This is a genomic window from Myroides pelagicus (genome assembly GCF_009711055.1).
Taxonomy (GTDB): Bacteria; Bacteroidota; Bacteroidia; order Flavobacteriales; family Flavobacteriaceae; genus Flavobacterium; species Flavobacterium pelagicum.
In genome coordinates this window covers 1-17,037 of the sequence record NZ_WMJY01000049.1, presented here as the reverse complement: position 1 = coordinate 17,037, position 17,037 = coordinate 1, and the positions used below count along the sequence as shown (strand labels likewise).

Annotated in this window: 13 protein-coding genes and 4 tRNA genes; 6 read left to right on the top strand and 11 right to left on the bottom strand. The window is 33.9% G+C overall.

The features are described from left to right. Positions 1-86: 86 nt before the first annotated feature. From typA to proS, 7 genes are all read right to left on the bottom strand, one after another. Positions 87-1,886, bottom strand: coding sequence for a translational GTPase TypA (typA, locus tag GJV77_RS13720; protein WP_155036904.1), 1,800 nt, complete (start codon positions 1,884-1,886; stop codon positions 87-89). A gap of 125 nt (positions 1,887-2,011) precedes the next feature. Beyond that, positions 2,012-2,263: a 30S ribosomal protein S20 gene (gene rpsT, locus GJV77_RS13715; RefSeq protein WP_155036903.1), complete on the bottom strand. Its 252-nt coding sequence runs from the start codon at positions 2,261-2,263 to the stop codon at positions 2,012-2,014. 42 nt (positions 2,264-2,305) lie between these two features. Continuing rightward, a tRNA-Glu gene (locus GJV77_RS13710) sits at positions 2,306-2,377 on the bottom strand. 36 nt (positions 2,378-2,413) lie between these two features. Further along, positions 2,414-2,485: transfer RNA gene (locus GJV77_RS13705), tRNA-Glu, on the bottom strand. A gap of 33 nt (positions 2,486-2,518) precedes the next feature. Continuing rightward, positions 2,519-2,590: transfer RNA gene (locus GJV77_RS13700), tRNA-Glu, on the bottom strand. 31 nt (positions 2,591-2,621) lie between these two features. Further along, positions 2,622-2,693: transfer RNA gene (locus GJV77_RS13695), tRNA-Glu, on the bottom strand. Between the two features lie 75 nt (positions 2,694-2,768). After that, a complete protein-coding gene (gene proS / locus GJV77_RS13690; RefSeq protein WP_155036902.1) occupies positions 2,769-4,244 on the bottom strand; it encodes a proline--tRNA ligase in 1,476 nt (491 codons plus the stop codon). A gap of 101 nt (positions 4,245-4,345) precedes the next feature. Between proS and GJV77_RS13685 the strand changes: the two genes are divergently transcribed. The 5 genes from GJV77_RS13685 to GJV77_RS13665 all read left to right on the top strand — a co-directional run bounded on the left by GJV77_RS13685 (position 4,346) and on the right by GJV77_RS13665 (position 10,749). Beyond that, entirely contained in the window at positions 4,346-5,377 is a 1,032-nt protein-coding gene (locus tag GJV77_RS13685; RefSeq protein ID WP_155036901.1) for a hypothetical protein, read from the top strand. A 26-nt stretch (positions 5,378-5,403) separates the two neighbouring features. After that, on the top strand, positions 5,404-6,957 hold the full coding sequence (locus GJV77_RS13680) for an OmpP1/FadL family transporter (RefSeq protein ID WP_155036900.1): 1,554 nt from the start codon (positions 5,404-5,406) through the stop codon (positions 6,955-6,957). 111 nt (positions 6,958-7,068) lie between these two features. Next, positions 7,069-7,920: a hypothetical protein gene (locus GJV77_RS13675; protein WP_155036899.1), complete on the top strand. Its 852-nt coding sequence runs from the start codon at positions 7,069-7,071 to the stop codon at positions 7,918-7,920. 656 nt (positions 7,921-8,576) lie between these two features. Beyond that, a complete protein-coding gene (rimO, locus tag GJV77_RS13670) occupies positions 8,577-9,890 on the top strand; it encodes a 30S ribosomal protein S12 methylthiotransferase RimO (RefSeq protein ID WP_155036898.1) in 1,314 nt (437 codons plus the stop codon). A gap of 112 nt (positions 9,891-10,002) precedes the next feature. Further along, a complete protein-coding gene (locus tag GJV77_RS13665; protein WP_155036897.1) occupies positions 10,003-10,749 on the top strand; it encodes a glycerophosphodiester phosphodiesterase in 747 nt (248 codons plus the stop codon). 84 nt (positions 10,750-10,833) lie between these two features. On the opposite strand, the gene GJV77_RS13660 is transcribed toward GJV77_RS13665, so the two are convergent. The 4 genes from GJV77_RS13660 to GJV77_RS13645 all read right to left on the bottom strand — a co-directional run bounded on the left by GJV77_RS13660 (position 10,834) and on the right by GJV77_RS13645 (position 15,911). Next, on the bottom strand, positions 10,834-12,303 hold the full coding sequence (locus GJV77_RS13660; protein ID WP_155036896.1) for an SLC13 family permease: 1,470 nt from the start codon (positions 12,301-12,303) through the stop codon (positions 10,834-10,836). A gap of 257 nt (positions 12,304-12,560) precedes the next feature. Next, on the bottom strand, positions 12,561-13,055 hold the full coding sequence (locus GJV77_RS13655) for a TonB-dependent receptor domain-containing protein (protein WP_155036895.1): 495 nt from the start codon (positions 13,053-13,055) through the stop codon (positions 12,561-12,563). Further along, entirely contained in the window at positions 13,042-13,353 is a 312-nt protein-coding gene (locus GJV77_RS13650; protein WP_155036894.1) for a tyrosine-protein phosphatase, read from the bottom strand. Before GJV77_RS13650 ends, GJV77_RS13655 begins: the two co-directional genes overlap by 14 nt. Before the next feature lie 188 nt (positions 13,354-13,541). After that, positions 13,542-15,911 (bottom strand): TonB-dependent receptor, encoded by a 2,370-nt coding sequence (locus GJV77_RS13645; protein ID WP_155036893.1) that lies wholly within the window; start codon positions 15,909-15,911, stop codon positions 13,542-13,544. Positions 15,912-16,035: 124 nt separating this feature from the next. Here GJV77_RS13645 and GJV77_RS13640 point away from each other — a divergent pair, with 124 nt between their 5' ends. After that, a complete protein-coding gene (locus GJV77_RS13640; protein WP_155036892.1) occupies positions 16,036-17,007 on the top strand; it encodes a sensor histidine kinase in 972 nt (323 codons plus the stop codon). The last annotated feature ends 30 nt before the right edge of the window (positions 17,008-17,037 follow it).

Genomic DNA, 17,037 nt, shown 5'->3' with positions numbered 1-17,037 from the left:
CCCTATAGTTATTGCCCATGCTGGGCACACCAAAAAAAGGGGAAGCTTAGACAGCTTCCCCTTACTTTTATATATCAGTAAAGATATTATCCTATTTTGTTTCTCTTACGATCAGTTTCTTTTAAAAATATCTTTCTTAAACGCAATGATTTTGGTGTTACCTCAACATACTCGTCTTTTTGGATATACTCTAAAGCTTCTTCTAAAGAGAATTTGATAGCTGGTACAATACGCGCTTTATCATCTGCTCCTGAAGAACGAACGTTAGTTAATTTTTTCGTTTTAGTAACATTTACTGTCATATCATCTCCACGAGAGTTCTCACCAATAACTTGACCTTCATAGATATCCTCATTTGGATCTACGAAGAACTTACCACGGTCTTGTAATTTATCTATAGAATATGGAATAGCCTTACCATTCTCCATTGATATTAAAGAACCGTTAGTACGCCCAGCTATCTCACCTTTGTAAGGTTGATACTCTAAGAAACGGTGTGACATAATAGCCTCACCTGCAGTTGCCGTTAACAATTGATTTCTCAATCCAATAATACCTCTTGAAGGAATTAAGAATTTAATAATCATACGCTCTCCTCTAGGCTCCATGCTAGTCATCTCACCTTTTTTCAAAGAAACGTACTCAACAGCACGACCAGATAAGTTTTCAGGAATATCAATTGTTAATTCTTCAACTGGCTCACATTTAACTCCATCAATCTCTTTAAGAATTACTTGTGGTTGTCCAATTTGTAACTCATAGCCTTCACGACGCATTGTCTCAATTAAAACTGATAAGTGTAATACACCACGTCCAAATACCATAAATTTATCAGCACTATCAGTCTCATGTACACGAAGAGCTAAATTCTTTTCTAACTCTTTGTTCAAACGATCCTTAATATGTCTTGAAGTAACGAATTTACCTTCCTTACCAAAGAATGGGGAATCGTTAATTGTAAACAACATACTCATTGTAGGCTCATCAATAGTAATTGTTGGTAATGCTTCTGGATTTTCAAAATCAGCAATTACATCTCCAATTTCAAATCCTTCAATACCAACTACAGCACAAATATCTCCAGCGTGAACTTCTGTTACTTTCTTACGTCCTAAACCTTCAAAAGTATGTAATTCTTTGATCTTAGATTTTACAATCTTACCATCTCTCTTAATTAAAGAAATATTCATTCCTTCTTTTAAAATACCTCTATGTAAACGACCAATAGCAATACGTCCTGTAAAAGTAGAGTAATCTAATGAAGTAATCAACATCTGAGGAGTACCTTCATTTACTTTAGCAGCTGGAATGTGCTCTAAAACCATATCTAATAACGGCTCGAAAGAATCAGTTGGCTTTTGCCAATCATCAGACATCCAGTTGTTCTTAGCAGAACCATACACAGCTGGGAAATCCATCTGCCATTCTTCTGCTCCTAGTTCAAACATTAAGTCAAATACCTTTTCGTGTACTTCATCTGGTGTACAGTTTTCTTTGTCAACTTTATTAACAACTACACAAGGCTTAAGACCTAAACTAATCGCTTTTTGCAATACAAAACGTGTTTGCGGCATCGGTCCTTCAAAAGCATCTACAATCAAAAGCACACCATCAGCCATATTCAGTACACGTTCAACCTCTCCACCAAAGTCCGCGTGCCCTGGAGTATCGATAATATTAATTTTAGTTCCTTTGTAGTTTACCGAAACGTTTTTAGAAGTAATAGTTATACCTCTTTCTCTCTCGATATCCTCATTATCCAAAATTAATTCTCCAGTACTTTCATTCTCACGAAATAATTGACAGTGGTGTAATATTTTGTCCACCATAGTAGTTTTACCATGGTCAACGTGTGCTATAATAGCAATATTCCTAATTGGTGTCATATAAGGATTTTAAAATTAGTTATTTTGTAAAATACGAATTTAGCTATAAATCAACAAAAAAAGCTCTCATTAATTGAGAGCTTGTATTCTTTTCTTTACTTTAAAAGACACTTGCTTTGCAATTATTATAATGCAGCAACGTGTTTAGTTAACTTAGATTTTAAGTTAGAAGCTTTATTATTGTGAATAATATTTTTCTTAGCTAACTTATCAATCATTGATACTACTACAGGTAACTTTTCAGCAGCCTCTTTTTGATCTTCAATCAAACGTAAAGCTTTAATCGCATTACGAGTTGTTTTATGCTGATATCTGTTAAGTACTCTTTTCTTTTCGTTACTTCTAATTCTTTTTAAAGCTGACTTATGATTTGCCATTTCGTTTAAATATTTTATTAAGTCTATACTATTTTTTCTCTGTAGTCCGTAGGGGAATCGAACCCCTGTTACCAGGATGAAAACCTGGCGTCCTAACCCCTAGACGAACGGACCATAACCTTCATTTTCTTTTGTTCCTTAAGAACTTTGTAGTCCGTAGGGGAATCGAACCCCTGTTACCAGGATGAAAACCTGGCGTCCTAACCCCTAGACGAACGGACCAAAATTTTATATAACGATTCATTAAAGAACCTGTAGTCCGTAGGGGAATCGAACCCCTGTTACCAGGATGAAAACCTGGCGTCCTAACCCCTAGACGAACGGACCATGCATTAAAGATATTCTTTTAAGAACTTTGTAGTCCGTAGGGGAATCGAACCCCTGTTACCAGGATGAAAACCTGGCGTCCTAACCCCTAGACGAACGGACCATTTGTTCTCTAATGCGGATGCAAAACTACAATATTTTTTTTATCCCGCAAGAGAAAAACAAAAAAAAATGAATTTTAGTATGCTTTAGCAAATAACACTCTCCCCTTAGAAGGCATACCTGTTAGCACACACACACCTTCCTCTTCTTTTCTATCAATTGGAATACAGCGAATTGTAGCTTTAGTTAGATCTTTTATCTTCTCCTCTGTCTCAATTGTACCATCCCAATGCGCAGAAACAAACCCTCCTTTTTCATTTAAAATTTCTTTAAACTCTTCAAAAGAATTTACTTCAGTAATGTGTTCTGCTCTATAATCATGTGCTTTTTTAAATAGGTTTTCTTGGATAGCTTCTAATAAATCTTGAATATACTCCACAATTCCCTCTTTAGATACTACTTCTTTAGTTAAGGTATCACGACGTGCTACCTCAAAAGTACCATTCTCAAGATCTTTTGGCCCTACTGCTAAACGTACTGGCACACCTTTTAACTCATATTCTGCGAACTTCCATCCTGGTTTATAAGTCGTGCGATCATCAAACTTGAATGAAATATTCAGTTTTTTAAATCTATCTGTAATTTTCTTAACTTCTTCACGAATAGCCTCTAGCTGCTCATCGTTCTTATGTATAGGAACAATAACCACTTGAATTGGAGCTACATTAGGAGGTAAAACTAATCCATTATCATCCGAATGTGTCATGATTAGCGCTCCCATTAGACGAGTACTCACTCCCCATGATGTAGCCCATACATGTTCTTGCTTACCTTCTTTAGAAGTAAACTTAACATCAAATGCTTTAGCAAAGTTCTGCCCTAAGAAATGAGATGTACCAGCTTGCAGTGCTTTACCATCCTGCATTAGTGCCTCTATACAATATGTTTCAATTGCTCCAGCAAAACGTTCATTCTCTGTTTTAAACCCTTTAACAACAGGAATCGCCATAAAGTTCTCAGCAAAATCAGCATATACATCAAGCATTTGTTCAGCTTCCGCTATTGCCTCTTGTTCTGTAGCATGTGCCGTATGCCCTTCTTGCCAAAGAAACTCGGCTGTTCTTAAAAACAAACGGGTTCTCATTTCCCAACGAACAACATTTGCCCACTGGTTAACTAATATAGGTAAGTCTCTATATGACTCAATCCACTTTCTATATGTATCCCAAATAATCGTTTCAGAAGTAGGACGTACAATTAATTCCTCCTCTAACTTAGCGTCTGGATCAACTTCAATCGTTTTCCCATCCTCACCTGTCTTTAATCGATAATGTGTCACAACTGCACACTCCTTAGCAAATCCATCTACGTGACTAGCCTCTTTACTAAAATACGACTTGGGGATAAACAACGGAAAATATGCATTTTGGTGTCCTGTCTCTTTAAACATTTTGTCTAATTCTCCTTGCATCTTCTCCCAGATAGCATATCCATACGGTTTTATCACCATACACCCACGTACACCAGAATTTTCAGCCAAATCTGCTTTGACTACTAATTCATTGTACCACTTAGAGTAATCCTCGCTTCTTTTAGTAATATTCTTGCTCATTTTTAATATATTAGCAGTTAAAATTGTTTAACTCTTAATTAACTATAATAATTCCACAAATCTAATTAAATTTGTTTTACCAACAATTAAAAAAAGCGGAAATGAAAACATTTGTAAAAAACTCAACAAATATAAGTAAGTCCTTAGTACTACTTTTAGTAAGTGTACTGATTACTTCTTGTGGTTCGTACTATAATACATCTTATTATGACGATGGTATTTACAATACAAATGCTCCAGCAAATCATGTTCAACAACAACCTCAACAGCAGTATTACGAACAGTATTTCGCTAACAAAAGTGATGACTTTGAATATTTCACTGATATCAATAATTATTCTTCTCCTTTATTAGATACAATTCCTCAAAGAACAGAAGCTAAAATAGTTAATAACTACGGTGCTTGGGGAAGCCAACCTAATGATGTAAAAGTTAATATATACAACAATAATTATGGAAGTTACGGGTATCCTTATTATGGATATGGTTACCCTTATCATAGATATGGCTACCCTTACTATAATTATGGCTTCTACGATCCTTTTTATGATCCTTATTTTTATGGTGGTTGGGGCTTCAGCTTTGGCTGGGGTGGATACTACGGAGGGTATTATGGTGGATACTATGGAGGGTATTGGGGACACCCGTACTACAATAATCATTATTATTCAAGACCAGTATATGCTACTAGTCATAGACAGCCTTCTACCTATAACAGAACAACTTATAGCAGAACTAGCAACCAAGGTAATTATAACAGAACAAGCTATAATAGAACAAACTACTCACGCAATAACTTAAATAGCTCAGGCTATAATAGAACAAACTATTCGCGTAATAACATAAACAGTTCAAATTATAATAGAACTAACTATTCTAGAAACAATTTCAACAATTCGAATAGCAATAGTAATTATAACAGATCAAACTATAGTAGATCAAATTACAATAGAGGGAATAATACAAATTCTAATACAAACTCTAATTATAACAGATCAAACTACAATAGCAATACAAATCGCTCAAACCAAAGTAACTATAATAGATCAACATATAGCAGAAGTTCTTCATCTTCGTCTTATAGCCCAAGGAGTAGCTCGTCTAGTAGTTCAAGAAGTACTTATAGTAGATAAATAATTAACCTAGACTCTTTTTTAATATGAAAATAAAATCAATCGCAATAACAAGTATCCTTTTGGGGCTATCAATCCCAGCAATAGCACAGGAACTTAATATGCACACGAGCATGCCATTAAGCCAAACTGACTTAAATGGTACTGCAAGGTTTCGTGCAATGAATGGAGCTTTTGGAGCTGTAGGTGGAGATTTATCCGCTTTAAAAATAAACCCTGCTGGTGGTGCTTTTTTTAATAACAACATGGCTTCTTTCTCAATGTCTTATGTAAATAACAATAATAAGGCAAACTACAATGGAACGGATAGAAGTAAAAATCAAGATGCACTTGACCTCAGTCAATTAGGTGCTTTATTTGTCTTTAACTCTTTCAATCCAGATGCGTTAATGAAGAAGTTTACACTTTCTTTTAATTATGAAAGTAGTAATCAAATGCGCAACAAAGTATCTTTTCAAGGAATTGATAACGAAATATCCCTAGGGGATTATTTCTTGCAAATAGCAAATCAAGGAGGACCTAATGGAGGGCCAATACCACTAGATGTGATTAAGCCTCAATCAAGTACTACAACTATTACAGATGGTTATTTAGATGCTGACTATTACGGTGGGCTCACAGGTAGAAATGCCTTTTTAGGTTATAATGCACAACTTTTCTCTGAAGTTAATGGTGGTGGCTATGCCTATGACTTTCTTACAAGTACACCTTACCAACAAAGTAGAAGTATCCGTACATCTGGAGGAACAGATATTTTTAGTGGAAACTTTGCAGCTCAATTAGGCAAGAGATTCTATATTGGTGCTAATCTAAACCTACATACCGTTGACTATACTGTAGATAGTAATACCTATCAAACAGCCATAGATCCTGTAAGTCAAAAATCAGAAGAAATGAACTTCTTCAATAGTACTTACACCTATGGTACCGGTTTTTCATTTAACCTAGGCGCTATCGCTCAAATTACTGATGGGCTAAGAGCAGGACTTGCTTACCAATCTCCTACATGGTACTCTTTAACAGATGAAATGTATCAAGGATTAAATACCCAAATGGTAATTAATGGTGCTACTGAACAATTTTATGTACAGCCAAATGTCATCCTAAGGACACCAAAATATAAAATTAATACTCCTGCAAAATACACTGCTAGTTTGGCTTATGTCTTCGATGACAAAGGATTAATTAGTATTGACTATGCTCTAAAAGATTACACAAAAACAAAATATAAGCCGACTGCTTACTACACAGATATAAATAGTGATTTTAAAAATGAACTACAAGTTGCTAGTGAATTAAGAGTTGGTGCAGAATATAGAATCCAACAATTTAGTTTAAGAGGTGGGTACAGATACGAACAAAGCCCTTACAAAAACGTTCAATTTGTTGGTGATCTTAATAGTTTCTCTTTAGGGTTAGGCTATAACTTCGGTAGATCTAGATTAGACTTAGCCTACACCAATACTGCTAAAGAATATAAAACATCAATTGTTGATATGGGGTTCAACAACCTTTATAACAATGCTACTATTAAAACAAAAGAGAACTGGATCAACCTAACTTACAGCGTTAATTTTTAAACTCTTTTAGAATTTATACCACTAAGAATCTCTTTACTAGGAAAACTAGCAAAGAGATTTTTTATTGTACCTTTACAAGCTCAAAAAAAACTTATTAAATTCAATAAAAACATGAAACATATTTACAAGCTTATCGCTGTATTATGCCTATTCTCATCGATGATAGGAATAGCACAAGAAGCAGTAACTACACCTCTTCGTTACACTGATTCTAACAAAGGTAAGTTCTACGTTTATTGGGGAGGAAATAGAGGATACTTCTCTAACTCTGATATCCGTTTTAGAGGAGCGGACTACGACTTCACATTAGAAGATGTACAAGCATCAGATAGACCAAAAGGGTGGCATATAGATTATATCAATCCTACTCGTATGACTATACCTCAAACAAACTTTAGGCTTGGGTACTTCATTAGTGATAAATACAACATTTCTATTGGGGTAGACCACATGAAATATGTAATGGATCAAAATCAAACAGTTAATATCTCTGGCTATTATCCTGGTCAAGGTAGCTATGGTGAAACAATCCCTGGTGAACCTAACAAAGTATTACTGACAGAAGACTTCCTTACTTTCGAGCATACAGATGGATTAAACTACGTAAACGTAGAGATTAACCGTGTAGACGATATATCAAAATTATTTGGTGTATGGAACACTGATAAAATACAGATTAACTTAACCGAAGGTGTTGGTTTTGGTATGGTATACCCAAAAACAAACACAAAGCTATTAAGAAAAGATAGATATGATCAATTTCACGTAGCTGGTTTAGGATTCTCTGCAAAAGCTGGTTTGAATGTTACTTTCTTTAAACACTTCTTTATTCAGGCAGAATTGAAAGGTGGGTTTATCGACATGTATGACGTACGTACTACAGCTAGTAAAGCAGATAAAGCAATGCACAACTTCTGGTACGGACAAACAGTATTAGCTATAGGTGGTATCTTTAAATTATAACCCCCTATTCGATTCTAATCAATTCCTATAAATTTATAATTAAAATAGGTTGTCAAATTATATGACAACCTATTTTTTTTTCAATAACTCTTCATCTTATGAAAGACAATAGTCTAGATTACCCGAAAAGATTTAGAAATAAGCACAGTAACGATTAATCTCAAAACCTTATTAGACATATCTTTTTTTCGTTCACTCTTGACCTATACCTCGAGTATAGGTGCACTTTCGTTGCCAAGAATGTACTTCTGGGCAACTATACTGCAGGAATACTGCACTTATAGCTAAAGATTGGCAACATTTGTTTCCAACTAAGGACAACAACTCTATACTTATTAGATCAAACAACAACAACTAAACTTTAAAACTAAAAGGATTATTGGCACATCAGTAAACTACGAGTTCATCATACTATTCAAAATAGGCGTTGAATTAACAAGACACCTTATCATCTGTAAGTAAGCAATAAAAAACAGGCTTGTATATTAGAATAACGAAGAACTAACTAAAAATAAAAACCAATATGAACAGTAGAACAAATATAACATAAAAGTACTTCTAGGATTATTAACATCTAGGGATCTATTTTAATTATACGAAAGCCTATGCTTTGTAGTTAAAAAAATGTAATTTTGCAGACCAATTTTTTTAAATCAATGAGAACCAAAACTTTAAAAAAGAATAAAATCAACGTAATAACTTTAGGTTGTTCTAAAAACGTTTACGACAGTGAAGTGTTAATGGGACAGTTGAAAGCTAGTGGAAAAGAAGTAACGCATGAAGCGACTACTGATGAAGGTAACATTGTTGTCATCAATACTTGTGGTTTTATCAATAATGCGAAAGCTGAATCAGTAAATACTATCCTAGAATACGTAGATAAAAAAGAGCAAGGTATTGTTGACAAAGTATTCGTTACAGGATGTTTATCTGAGCGTTATAGACCAGATTTAGAAGCTGAAATTCCAAATGTTGATCAATACTTTGGAACTACAGATTTACCATTGTTATTAAAAGCATTAGGAGCTGACTACAAGCACGAATTATTAGGAGAGCGCTTGACTACAACGCCTAAGAACTATGCTTATCTTAAAATTGCAGAAGGATGTGATCGCCCATGTAGTTTCTGTGCAATTCCTTTAATGAGAGGAAAACACGTTTCTCAACCAATCGAAAAGCTTGTTAAAGAAGCAGAAGGATTAGCAGCAAAAGGTGTTAAGGAATTAATCCTAATTGCACAAGATTTGACATACTACGGATTAGACCTATATAAGAAAAGGAATCTAGCAGAGTTATTGGAAAACTTAGCGAAAGTAGAAGGAATCGAATGGATTCGTCTTCATTATGCTTTCCCTACAGGGTTTCCAATGGATGTATTAGAACTTATGAAGAAGGAACCTAAGATTTGTAACTACTTAGATATTCCTCTTCAACATATCTCTGACAATATTTTGAAATCGATGAGACGTGGTACTACGCAAGCTAAGACTACAAAATTATTACAAGACTTCAGAGCTGCTGTTCCTGGAATGACAATCCGTACGACATTGATAGTCGGATACCCTGGAGAAACAGAAGAAGACTTTCAAATCATGAAAGATTGGGTACAAGAGATGAAATTCGAACGTTTAGGATGTTTTGCTTACTCACATGAAGAAAACACACATGCCTATAGTTTAGAAGATGATGTTCCAGACGATGTAAAACAAGCTAGAGCTAATGAAATCATGGAGTTACAAGCTCAAATTTCATTTGACTTAAACCAAGAAAAAGTTGGACAAACGTTTAAATGTATCATCGACAGAAAAGAAGGAAACCACTTTATCGGTCGTACAGAATTTGACAGTCCAGATGTTGATAATGAAGTATTGATAGATGCAACGCAACACTATCTAAAAATTGGGGAATTCGTTAATATTCTAATTAACGAAGCCACAGAATTTGATTTATACGGTACACCTGTACAATAAGATAAAAGGCTGAACTCACATTCAGCCTTTTTCTTTACATAGAATTAATAATAGCTTAAAGGTCGTTCGTTAATTTTTATAAACCTTTGCCTATACTATTAATTCAAACCTTATGAATATCAAAAAAACAATATTAATTGCTTGCCTAACTATGAGTTCAATAGCCTTTGCTCAATCGAATACTCCAATAAAAATAGGTCACAGAGGAGCTATGGGACATATAGCTGAAAACACCGTTGAATCAGTACAAAAAGCACTAGATATGGGATGTGACGCTATTGAAATAGATATCTATCGTGTAAAAGATGGCTCATTAATGGTGTTTCACGATGAAACCTTAGAACGTACTTCAAATGGAAAAGGGAAAATTGAAAATTATACAAAAGAGGAATTAAAACAATTATTTGTAGATGGACAATACCAGATCCCAACACTAGAAGAGGTTATTAACACAATAAACAAACAAGTTGTTTTAAACATAGAGTTAAAAGGTGCAAATACCGCTGAAGCTACAGCTAAAGTTATTGAGACTTTTAAAGCAAAAGGATGGACAGATTCCAACTTTATCATTTCTAGTTTTAAATGGAATGAATTAGAAATCATGCGCCAAAACAATAGTAATATTGATATCGCTGTATTGACAAGTAAAGACCCTGCAGATGCGATAGACTTCGCTCATAAAGTAAAAGCTGTAGCTATAAACCCTCACTTCAAAAAACTTAACAAGGAGAATGTAAGCAAAATAAAACAAGCTAACTTAAAGATTTACCCTTGGACCGTAAATGAAATTGAAGACATTCAGCGTATGAAATCGTTACAAGTAGACGGTATTATAACGAATTTCTTAGAACGCCTATAGGTGAAATATAATAATGCTATCTTTTCTATTTATAAAAGCGTGTAACTGAAGGATCATTTACACGCTTTGCTTATCTATTAAATATTATATCAATTCAAAAAAGGACGTAAAATATTGTAAGAATAATACCCATAAAATAATAATAATTGTCCCTAATATTGCCCCAAACAGTCCACCCATAACAAAATCTTTTTGCTTCAACATTCCTGTACCAAATACAATGGCATTAGGTGGTGTAGATACTGGTAAGAATAATCCACAAGAAGCACATAGTCCAACAACCAAACCTACTGGTAAAAGTTGATCGTGAGGCAAAACAATTGCTGCAATATTTATCACAATAGTAGCTGTAGCAGTACTGCTCATTATATTAGAAAACAAAACAGTTACCACTGCAAAAATAATCATCATGACAATCACATTAAACTCCATGTCTACAAGAAACTGAGAGTAATAAGGTGCTAACAACTCCTTAATAGCCATACCTAAAGCTAAACCTCCTGCTACAAGCATTAAAGTATCCCAAGGCAAACGACGAACATCCTCTGCTGTAATAATTCCAAACATAGGCAAAAACATAATTGGTATCATTGCTGCCCCTGCTGTAGGAATATTTAAACGATTGCCAAACATCCACATACCAACAGTAATTACAAGGATAATAATAACAATTAATCGTTGTAAACGCATTGTATTAGTTAGATCTAACGCCTTATTAGCAAATGATACATCTAACCCTTTAACCTTAGAGGTATATTTTCGTACAACTGCAAACCAAAAACTAATCAATAATATTATAGCTGGAACGAATCCAAGAAACAACCATTGCGTAAAACTAACATCAAAATCTTTTGACTTTAAAACGTTCACAACAATTAGATTGGGCGGCGTAGACACCATACTCATCATTCCCGAGAAAGTAGCTGCTGCAGGAATACTGACTAAAATAGCCTTAGACATCATTGAGTCTTTTCCCTCTCTATCAATCAATGGCATTACTGAAGCTAATACCATAGCAGCTGTTGCTGTATTTGATATAATCAATGACAGAACAGATGTCACCACTATGATACCTAAAACAAGCATATTAGGGTTAGTTCCAAATATTGAAATCGTCTTTTTAAACATAGATAAGTCTAAATTTGTCTTTCTCATTCCCTCACTCAAAAAGAAACCTCCTAAAAATATCCAGACCACACTATCTGACCAAGTCGCCGATATTTCTTGAGGAGAAAGCGTTGCTCCTTCCATATTCCCCATCGTATAGACGAGAAAACCAATAATCATTATGCCTACTGCAAAAGGGGGAATTGCTTCCGTAGCCCAAAGAAGTATAGAAAAAATCAGAATAAACATAGTATAATTCTGCGCATCACTAAACTCTTCTGGAGCTAGAAAATAAGTTACACCAAAAGCAATTAGTAAGGAAAAGAAGAAGATCCCTACCCTTGTTTTGATATTCCACATGTTCCAAGAAGCTTCTATCAACAGCTCACTATAAAAACGAATACCTGTCCTAATCTTCCGAATCTTATCGAAATAATCAAATTCCATAGCCCTAAATTTTTAACTGTTAAAATTACAATATTTATATACAATATACTATATTCAGTAGACCAGAGCATAAAAAAAGAGAACCTATAACGATTCTCTTCTTTTATTGTAATTAAGACCTGTAATCTCACATAAATAAATGAGTATTCTCTGAAATGACCTATATTTTAAACAATTAAAAAATAACTAGGTCTTCATTTAAATACTTAGTGATTGCTCATTCCTTATTCTATTCATAAAGTAAATTCACTATTGATTTAAAAAATATCAATTCGAACTCCTAATTGACCTTTAATTCCATACCACTCATAAGATGTTATACGTCGCTTATCACCTATATATTGTTTTAGTGGTTCATTCGTCAAATTATTTAACTCCAGAAAAAACTTAATTTTACTACTTAAAGCAAATGTTGCAGAAGCATCTAATGTAAAATTACTATCTGTCCAGACATAATAATCTTTACCTAAGTTTTGGTTAATCGCATTAATAGATCGACCTCTATAATTACCAGCTAATCTAACCATAAACTTACCTTTTTCATAGAATACAATAAGGTTGCCCAAATGTTTAGATTGGTCAGGAAGTGACGTTTTATCTTTGACCGTTATCAACTCCTCTCCTTCTCTAAACTGCCTAGGGACATTCACTCTACTATCCATAAAAGTATAATTAGCCTCAACACCAAAGCCACTCCAAAAACCAGGAAGGAAATCAAAGCGTCTATTAATTCCTAATTCAAGTCCAAGCATTCTCTGGTAATTTGTCCGGAGCTTTCTCCGCCTCAGCTGTACCGCGAAAATCTATAACACTCGTTATATGTAAGTCGTGTAAAAGCTTTAAATCATTTGCTGCTAAGGTGCTAATTTCTGCCGATCTAAATATTCTACCTGTTAATACTTTCTTACCTGTACTTGTGTCATAACCTCCGACATCTCTAAAGTTAACAGCTCCTTCCATTGGTATTAATAAGGGGAGTTGCATATCTTGAGCAAAAAGGTTTACTACTTGTAATGTGAGTAAACCAAATGTAAGTAACGCTTTCTTCATTTTTAATATTTTTTTTAATGAAGTGAAATTACACTACACTCAATAACAAGCAGTTACACACAAAATAAGAAACTATTAAGTTATTCTATTTGATTACTATATTTATTTTATAGTCATGGATAGTAATCAAATAAGTAAGTTAATTTATCATTATTTTTTTACATTGAATCTCTATTTGAAATACCTAATTACAATCTATCTTTGTCTTTCATATCTATTTCTTTATCCTCATACTTTATCTTTTGGTTTCCAAAATTATACTTTAGTGAGATTGCAAATCCTTGTGTATCTCTATAGTCTTTAAAATAATTATTTTGATTAGCATATTGGGTTTTTATGATTTGTCGATCACTTCCAAAAATATTATACACATATAGATTAGCAACTAATCTACCTGCTAAAAACTCGCGACTCATTGTCAAGTCTGTACGCTGATAACTACTAATTTGAAAAGTTCCTTGAACAGAAGGAGAGGAATACGTATAAGTCATCATCGCTTTCCAATTGCTCTTTTTATGTAAATCAACTGAAGCAAATAATCTCCCCATAACACCAAAAGCATCATTCTTGTAAAGCTTTTTATCCTCTCCATAAAAATAATCCTCTTGATACCCGACAATAAAATAGCTATTCAACAATAACCAATCACCAACTTTATAGGGGGTATTTAATACAAGGCCTAGTTGACGTCGTCTATCAATGTTTGTCATATGATAGACTAGCGTATTCGTGTCCTCCTCTTGAAATGAAATCTCCATTACAGGGTTAATTTCATGGCTATACATCGCTTCCACACTCCAGTAATTATAATCATATCCTATACTAAAGTTATGACTAATTGTTGGCTTTAAATTAGGGTCTCCTTTAAAGTATGAAAATAGATTATAAAAACTTTTAGCCGGATTCATCCAGGAGTACGATGGTCTATATATTCGCTTACCGTACGAAAAAGTAAGGGATTGTTCCTCTGTCAAATCACGCTTTAGATAAAACGTAGGAAATACTTTAAAATAAGATTGATCGTTTGCGTCTATCCCACTTGTACTAGTCTGAATAATCGAATATTCTCCTCTAAGCCCTGCTTTCAATTGCCATTTTTCCCAATTCTGAGTATAGGAAGTATATCCTGCCCAATTTAATTCTTGGTAGTCGTAATTATTACTTTTCTCCCTGCGATATCCTAGATTACCATCCGATTTATCATAAAAATCTAAGTCATACAATGCTTTCACAATACTATATTTCCCTCCTAATTCCCACTTTGAAGACTCTCCGCCAATCGTATAATCTATACCCGATACAAAAAGTCGAGCCCGTTGAGTATCCTTTGTCGCATAAAAACGCTCTGATGGAAGCTCTCCTTTGAAGTTGAGTAATGTCAAAACGTCTTGATTATCATCGCGAAGATCATAAGTAAAATAAGAAGACCACAGCAAATGCTTTTTTTTGCTAAATTTTTTATCAAGTAGTGTATATAGCGTATATGTATCCATATTTGCTCTTTTACTAATACTTGTCGTATAATTAGATTCTACAACACCTTCCTTGTTGTAGATTAAAGTAGGTATAACATAATCTCCTTTTGTCAACTCATTAATAAAACCATCACCTCCTATCGTTAGCGTTAAGGTAGTATCTATCTTCACGTCCAATGCTGTCTGAAAACTATGTTTTCCATGAGACTTATTCATTCTTTTAAAATCGCTATCCCAACGGTCTCCATTTTCGTAAATTACATTATCTCTATTATAGCGAACAGATTTTCCATTTGCAAAAGAATAACTTCCTGAAAGGTTAATTTTCTCACCTGTATATGTGTGTTGTGTACTCAAAGTATTAAATGCATAAGTTGTTTGTTTATATTTACTTCCAACACTTCCTTTATACCCCAAAGCAACTTCTTTCTTAAGCTTTATATTCAGTACAGCACTCCCTTGGGCATCATACTTTGCTGGAGGATTCGTGATTACCTCTACAGCTTCTACTAATGATCCGTCTGTACCTTCCAATAAATCCTTCAATTGATCCCCCGTAAGCATTACTTTCTTATCGTTTATAGTCACTAAAATACTCTCCTTTCCACGGATAGAAAGTTGATCTCCTATAGCACTAACACCCGGTGTTTGACTAAGTATTTCCCAAGCATTTGTACTCGCCAAAGGAGTATCTTCTACGTTAAAAATCAATCGATCAACTTCTCTTTTTACCATCGGTTTTTTAGCAATTATCGTTAATTCGTCTAATACAGAATCAACTGACTCTAGTTCAATTATATCAGGTATACTATCACTCATCAGATATTGCTTTGTTTTGAATCCGATATAGCTAAATTCCAATTGGTTAAATTCCTCTAAGACAAAAAACTCAAAAGCACCCAATTCATCGGTATACATTGATTTAACAACGTCATCATGCACATCTTTAGCTATTATTGTTACAAAAGCTAAAGGTTCTTCTTTTTCACTTACTACAATTCCCTTAACCGCTGTAGTAGAACTTTGAGCATAAAAGATAGTACTTAACAGTAGAAGCCACCATAAAATCACAATACGTTTCATATTTTCATTAATTTTATTCAAAGTTGCATAAATAGCTAATCTTGCGTGGTTAATGAACGGTTAATGAAGGGTTAACGGAGAACAGAGATACTATGACGTATTTAAATCCAGTATATTTGTATCTATGAAAAGACTTAAAACACATTATTATTTAATAGCCTTTGCTATCTTCTACCTTTCACTTGTAGGAGTAATGTCTTTTTACTTCCATCAAGTGATTAAGCTAGAACAAAGAGCTATCGCAACTACTGCAAATGAAAAAATGGACGAAATATTTGAAGAGTCTTTTTTTGTCAAAGCACAACTTTCTAAAGAAGATTTATTATATAAGGCTTTCATAAAATTAACCCAAGGAAGAACAACATTAGAGCAAATACAAAAGACCTTTAAAACACAGTTTAATGAAAATAATGAATTCTATGCCAAAAAAATAGATAGTACCTTTCAACCTCTTGGATATGGCGTAGCCTCAAAAGTTATAGTCACTGCAATCATTTTACATTCAACTCAACAAAATTTAATAGAAAGTCCTTTTGTGATGTTAGAAACTTCCACTAAAGTAGTGACCCCTCACCAAATACAAACTTCAGAATGGGAAATTAATGAACGATCTGAAAACAAAGGAATTGAAAATTGTACGGATTGTCCTGAAGATTATAACCTTCACATTACTATCAAACAAGAAAAACAATTAGAAGTAACAAACTACTTAAGTCTCGCAATACTAAAGCTAATGCCTTTATTAGTAGGTTCTATATTTATCTGCCTACTTATTCTTGTATTGTTTACGATCACTTATCAAACAATACGCAAAAAAGAAAACGAAATAGAAAGTTTACACAATATAGTGGATAATGTATCTCATGAATTTAAACTTCCTATAGCAACATTAAAATTTGGATTAAAAAACCTTAGTAAAGATTACACTTCTTCAACATTAAGCTTACTACAGCGTCAAGTTGATCGTTTAGAAAAATTGCAAAACCAACTCTCTCCTAACCAAACAGATACTACAGGTGTTCTTACACAAGAGTTCGTTTATACAATTGTACAAGACTTTAAAGTAGTGAATCCGTCTATAGTTTTTACATCGTGAATTCAAGTTATAAATGCAACATTAGTCATT

Bases quoted from the DNA above. Each gene is read 5' to 3' on its own strand.
- GJV77_RS13685 (WP_155036901.1), top strand. From the start codon at position 4,346: ATGAAAACATTTGTAAAAAACTCAACAAATATAAGTAAGTCCTTAGTA.
- GJV77_RS13660 (WP_155036896.1), bottom strand. From the start codon at position 12,303: ATGGAATTTGATTATTTCGATAAGATTCGGAAGATTAGGACAGGTATT.
- rimO (WP_155036898.1), top strand. From the start codon at position 8,577: ATGAGAACCAAAACTTTAAAAAAGAATAAAATCAACGTAATAACTTTA.
- GJV77_RS13680 (WP_155036900.1), top strand. From the start codon at position 5,404: ATGAAAATAAAATCAATCGCAATAACAAGTATCCTTTTGGGGCTATCA.
- proS (WP_155036902.1), bottom strand. From the start codon at position 4,244: ATGAGCAAGAATATTACTAAAAGAAGCGAGGATTACTCTAAGTGGTAC.
- GJV77_RS13640 (WP_155036892.1), top strand. From the start codon at position 16,036: ATGAAAAGACTTAAAACACATTATTATTTAATAGCCTTTGCTATCTTC.
- GJV77_RS13665 (WP_155036897.1), top strand. From the start codon at position 10,003: ATGAATATCAAAAAAACAATATTAATTGCTTGCCTAACTATGAGTTCA.
- GJV77_RS13675 (WP_155036899.1), top strand. From the start codon at position 7,069: ATGAAACATATTTACAAGCTTATCGCTGTATTATGCCTATTCTCATCG.
- rpsT (WP_155036903.1), bottom strand. From the start codon at position 2,263: ATGGCAAATCATAAGTCAGCTTTAAAAAGAATTAGAAGTAACGAAAAG.
- GJV77_RS13645 (WP_155036893.1), bottom strand. From the start codon at position 15,911: ATGAAACGTATTGTGATTTTATGGTGGCTTCTACTGTTAAGTACTATC.
- typA (WP_155036904.1), bottom strand. From the start codon at position 1,886: ATGACACCAATTAGGAATATTGCTATTATAGCACACGTTGACCATGGT.
- GJV77_RS13650 (WP_155036894.1), bottom strand. From the start codon at position 13,353: ATGAAGAAAGCGTTACTTACATTTGGTTTACTCACATTACAAGTAGTA.
- GJV77_RS13655 (WP_155036895.1), bottom strand. From the start codon at position 13,055: ATGCTTGGACTTGAATTAGGAATTAATAGACGCTTTGATTTCCTTCCT.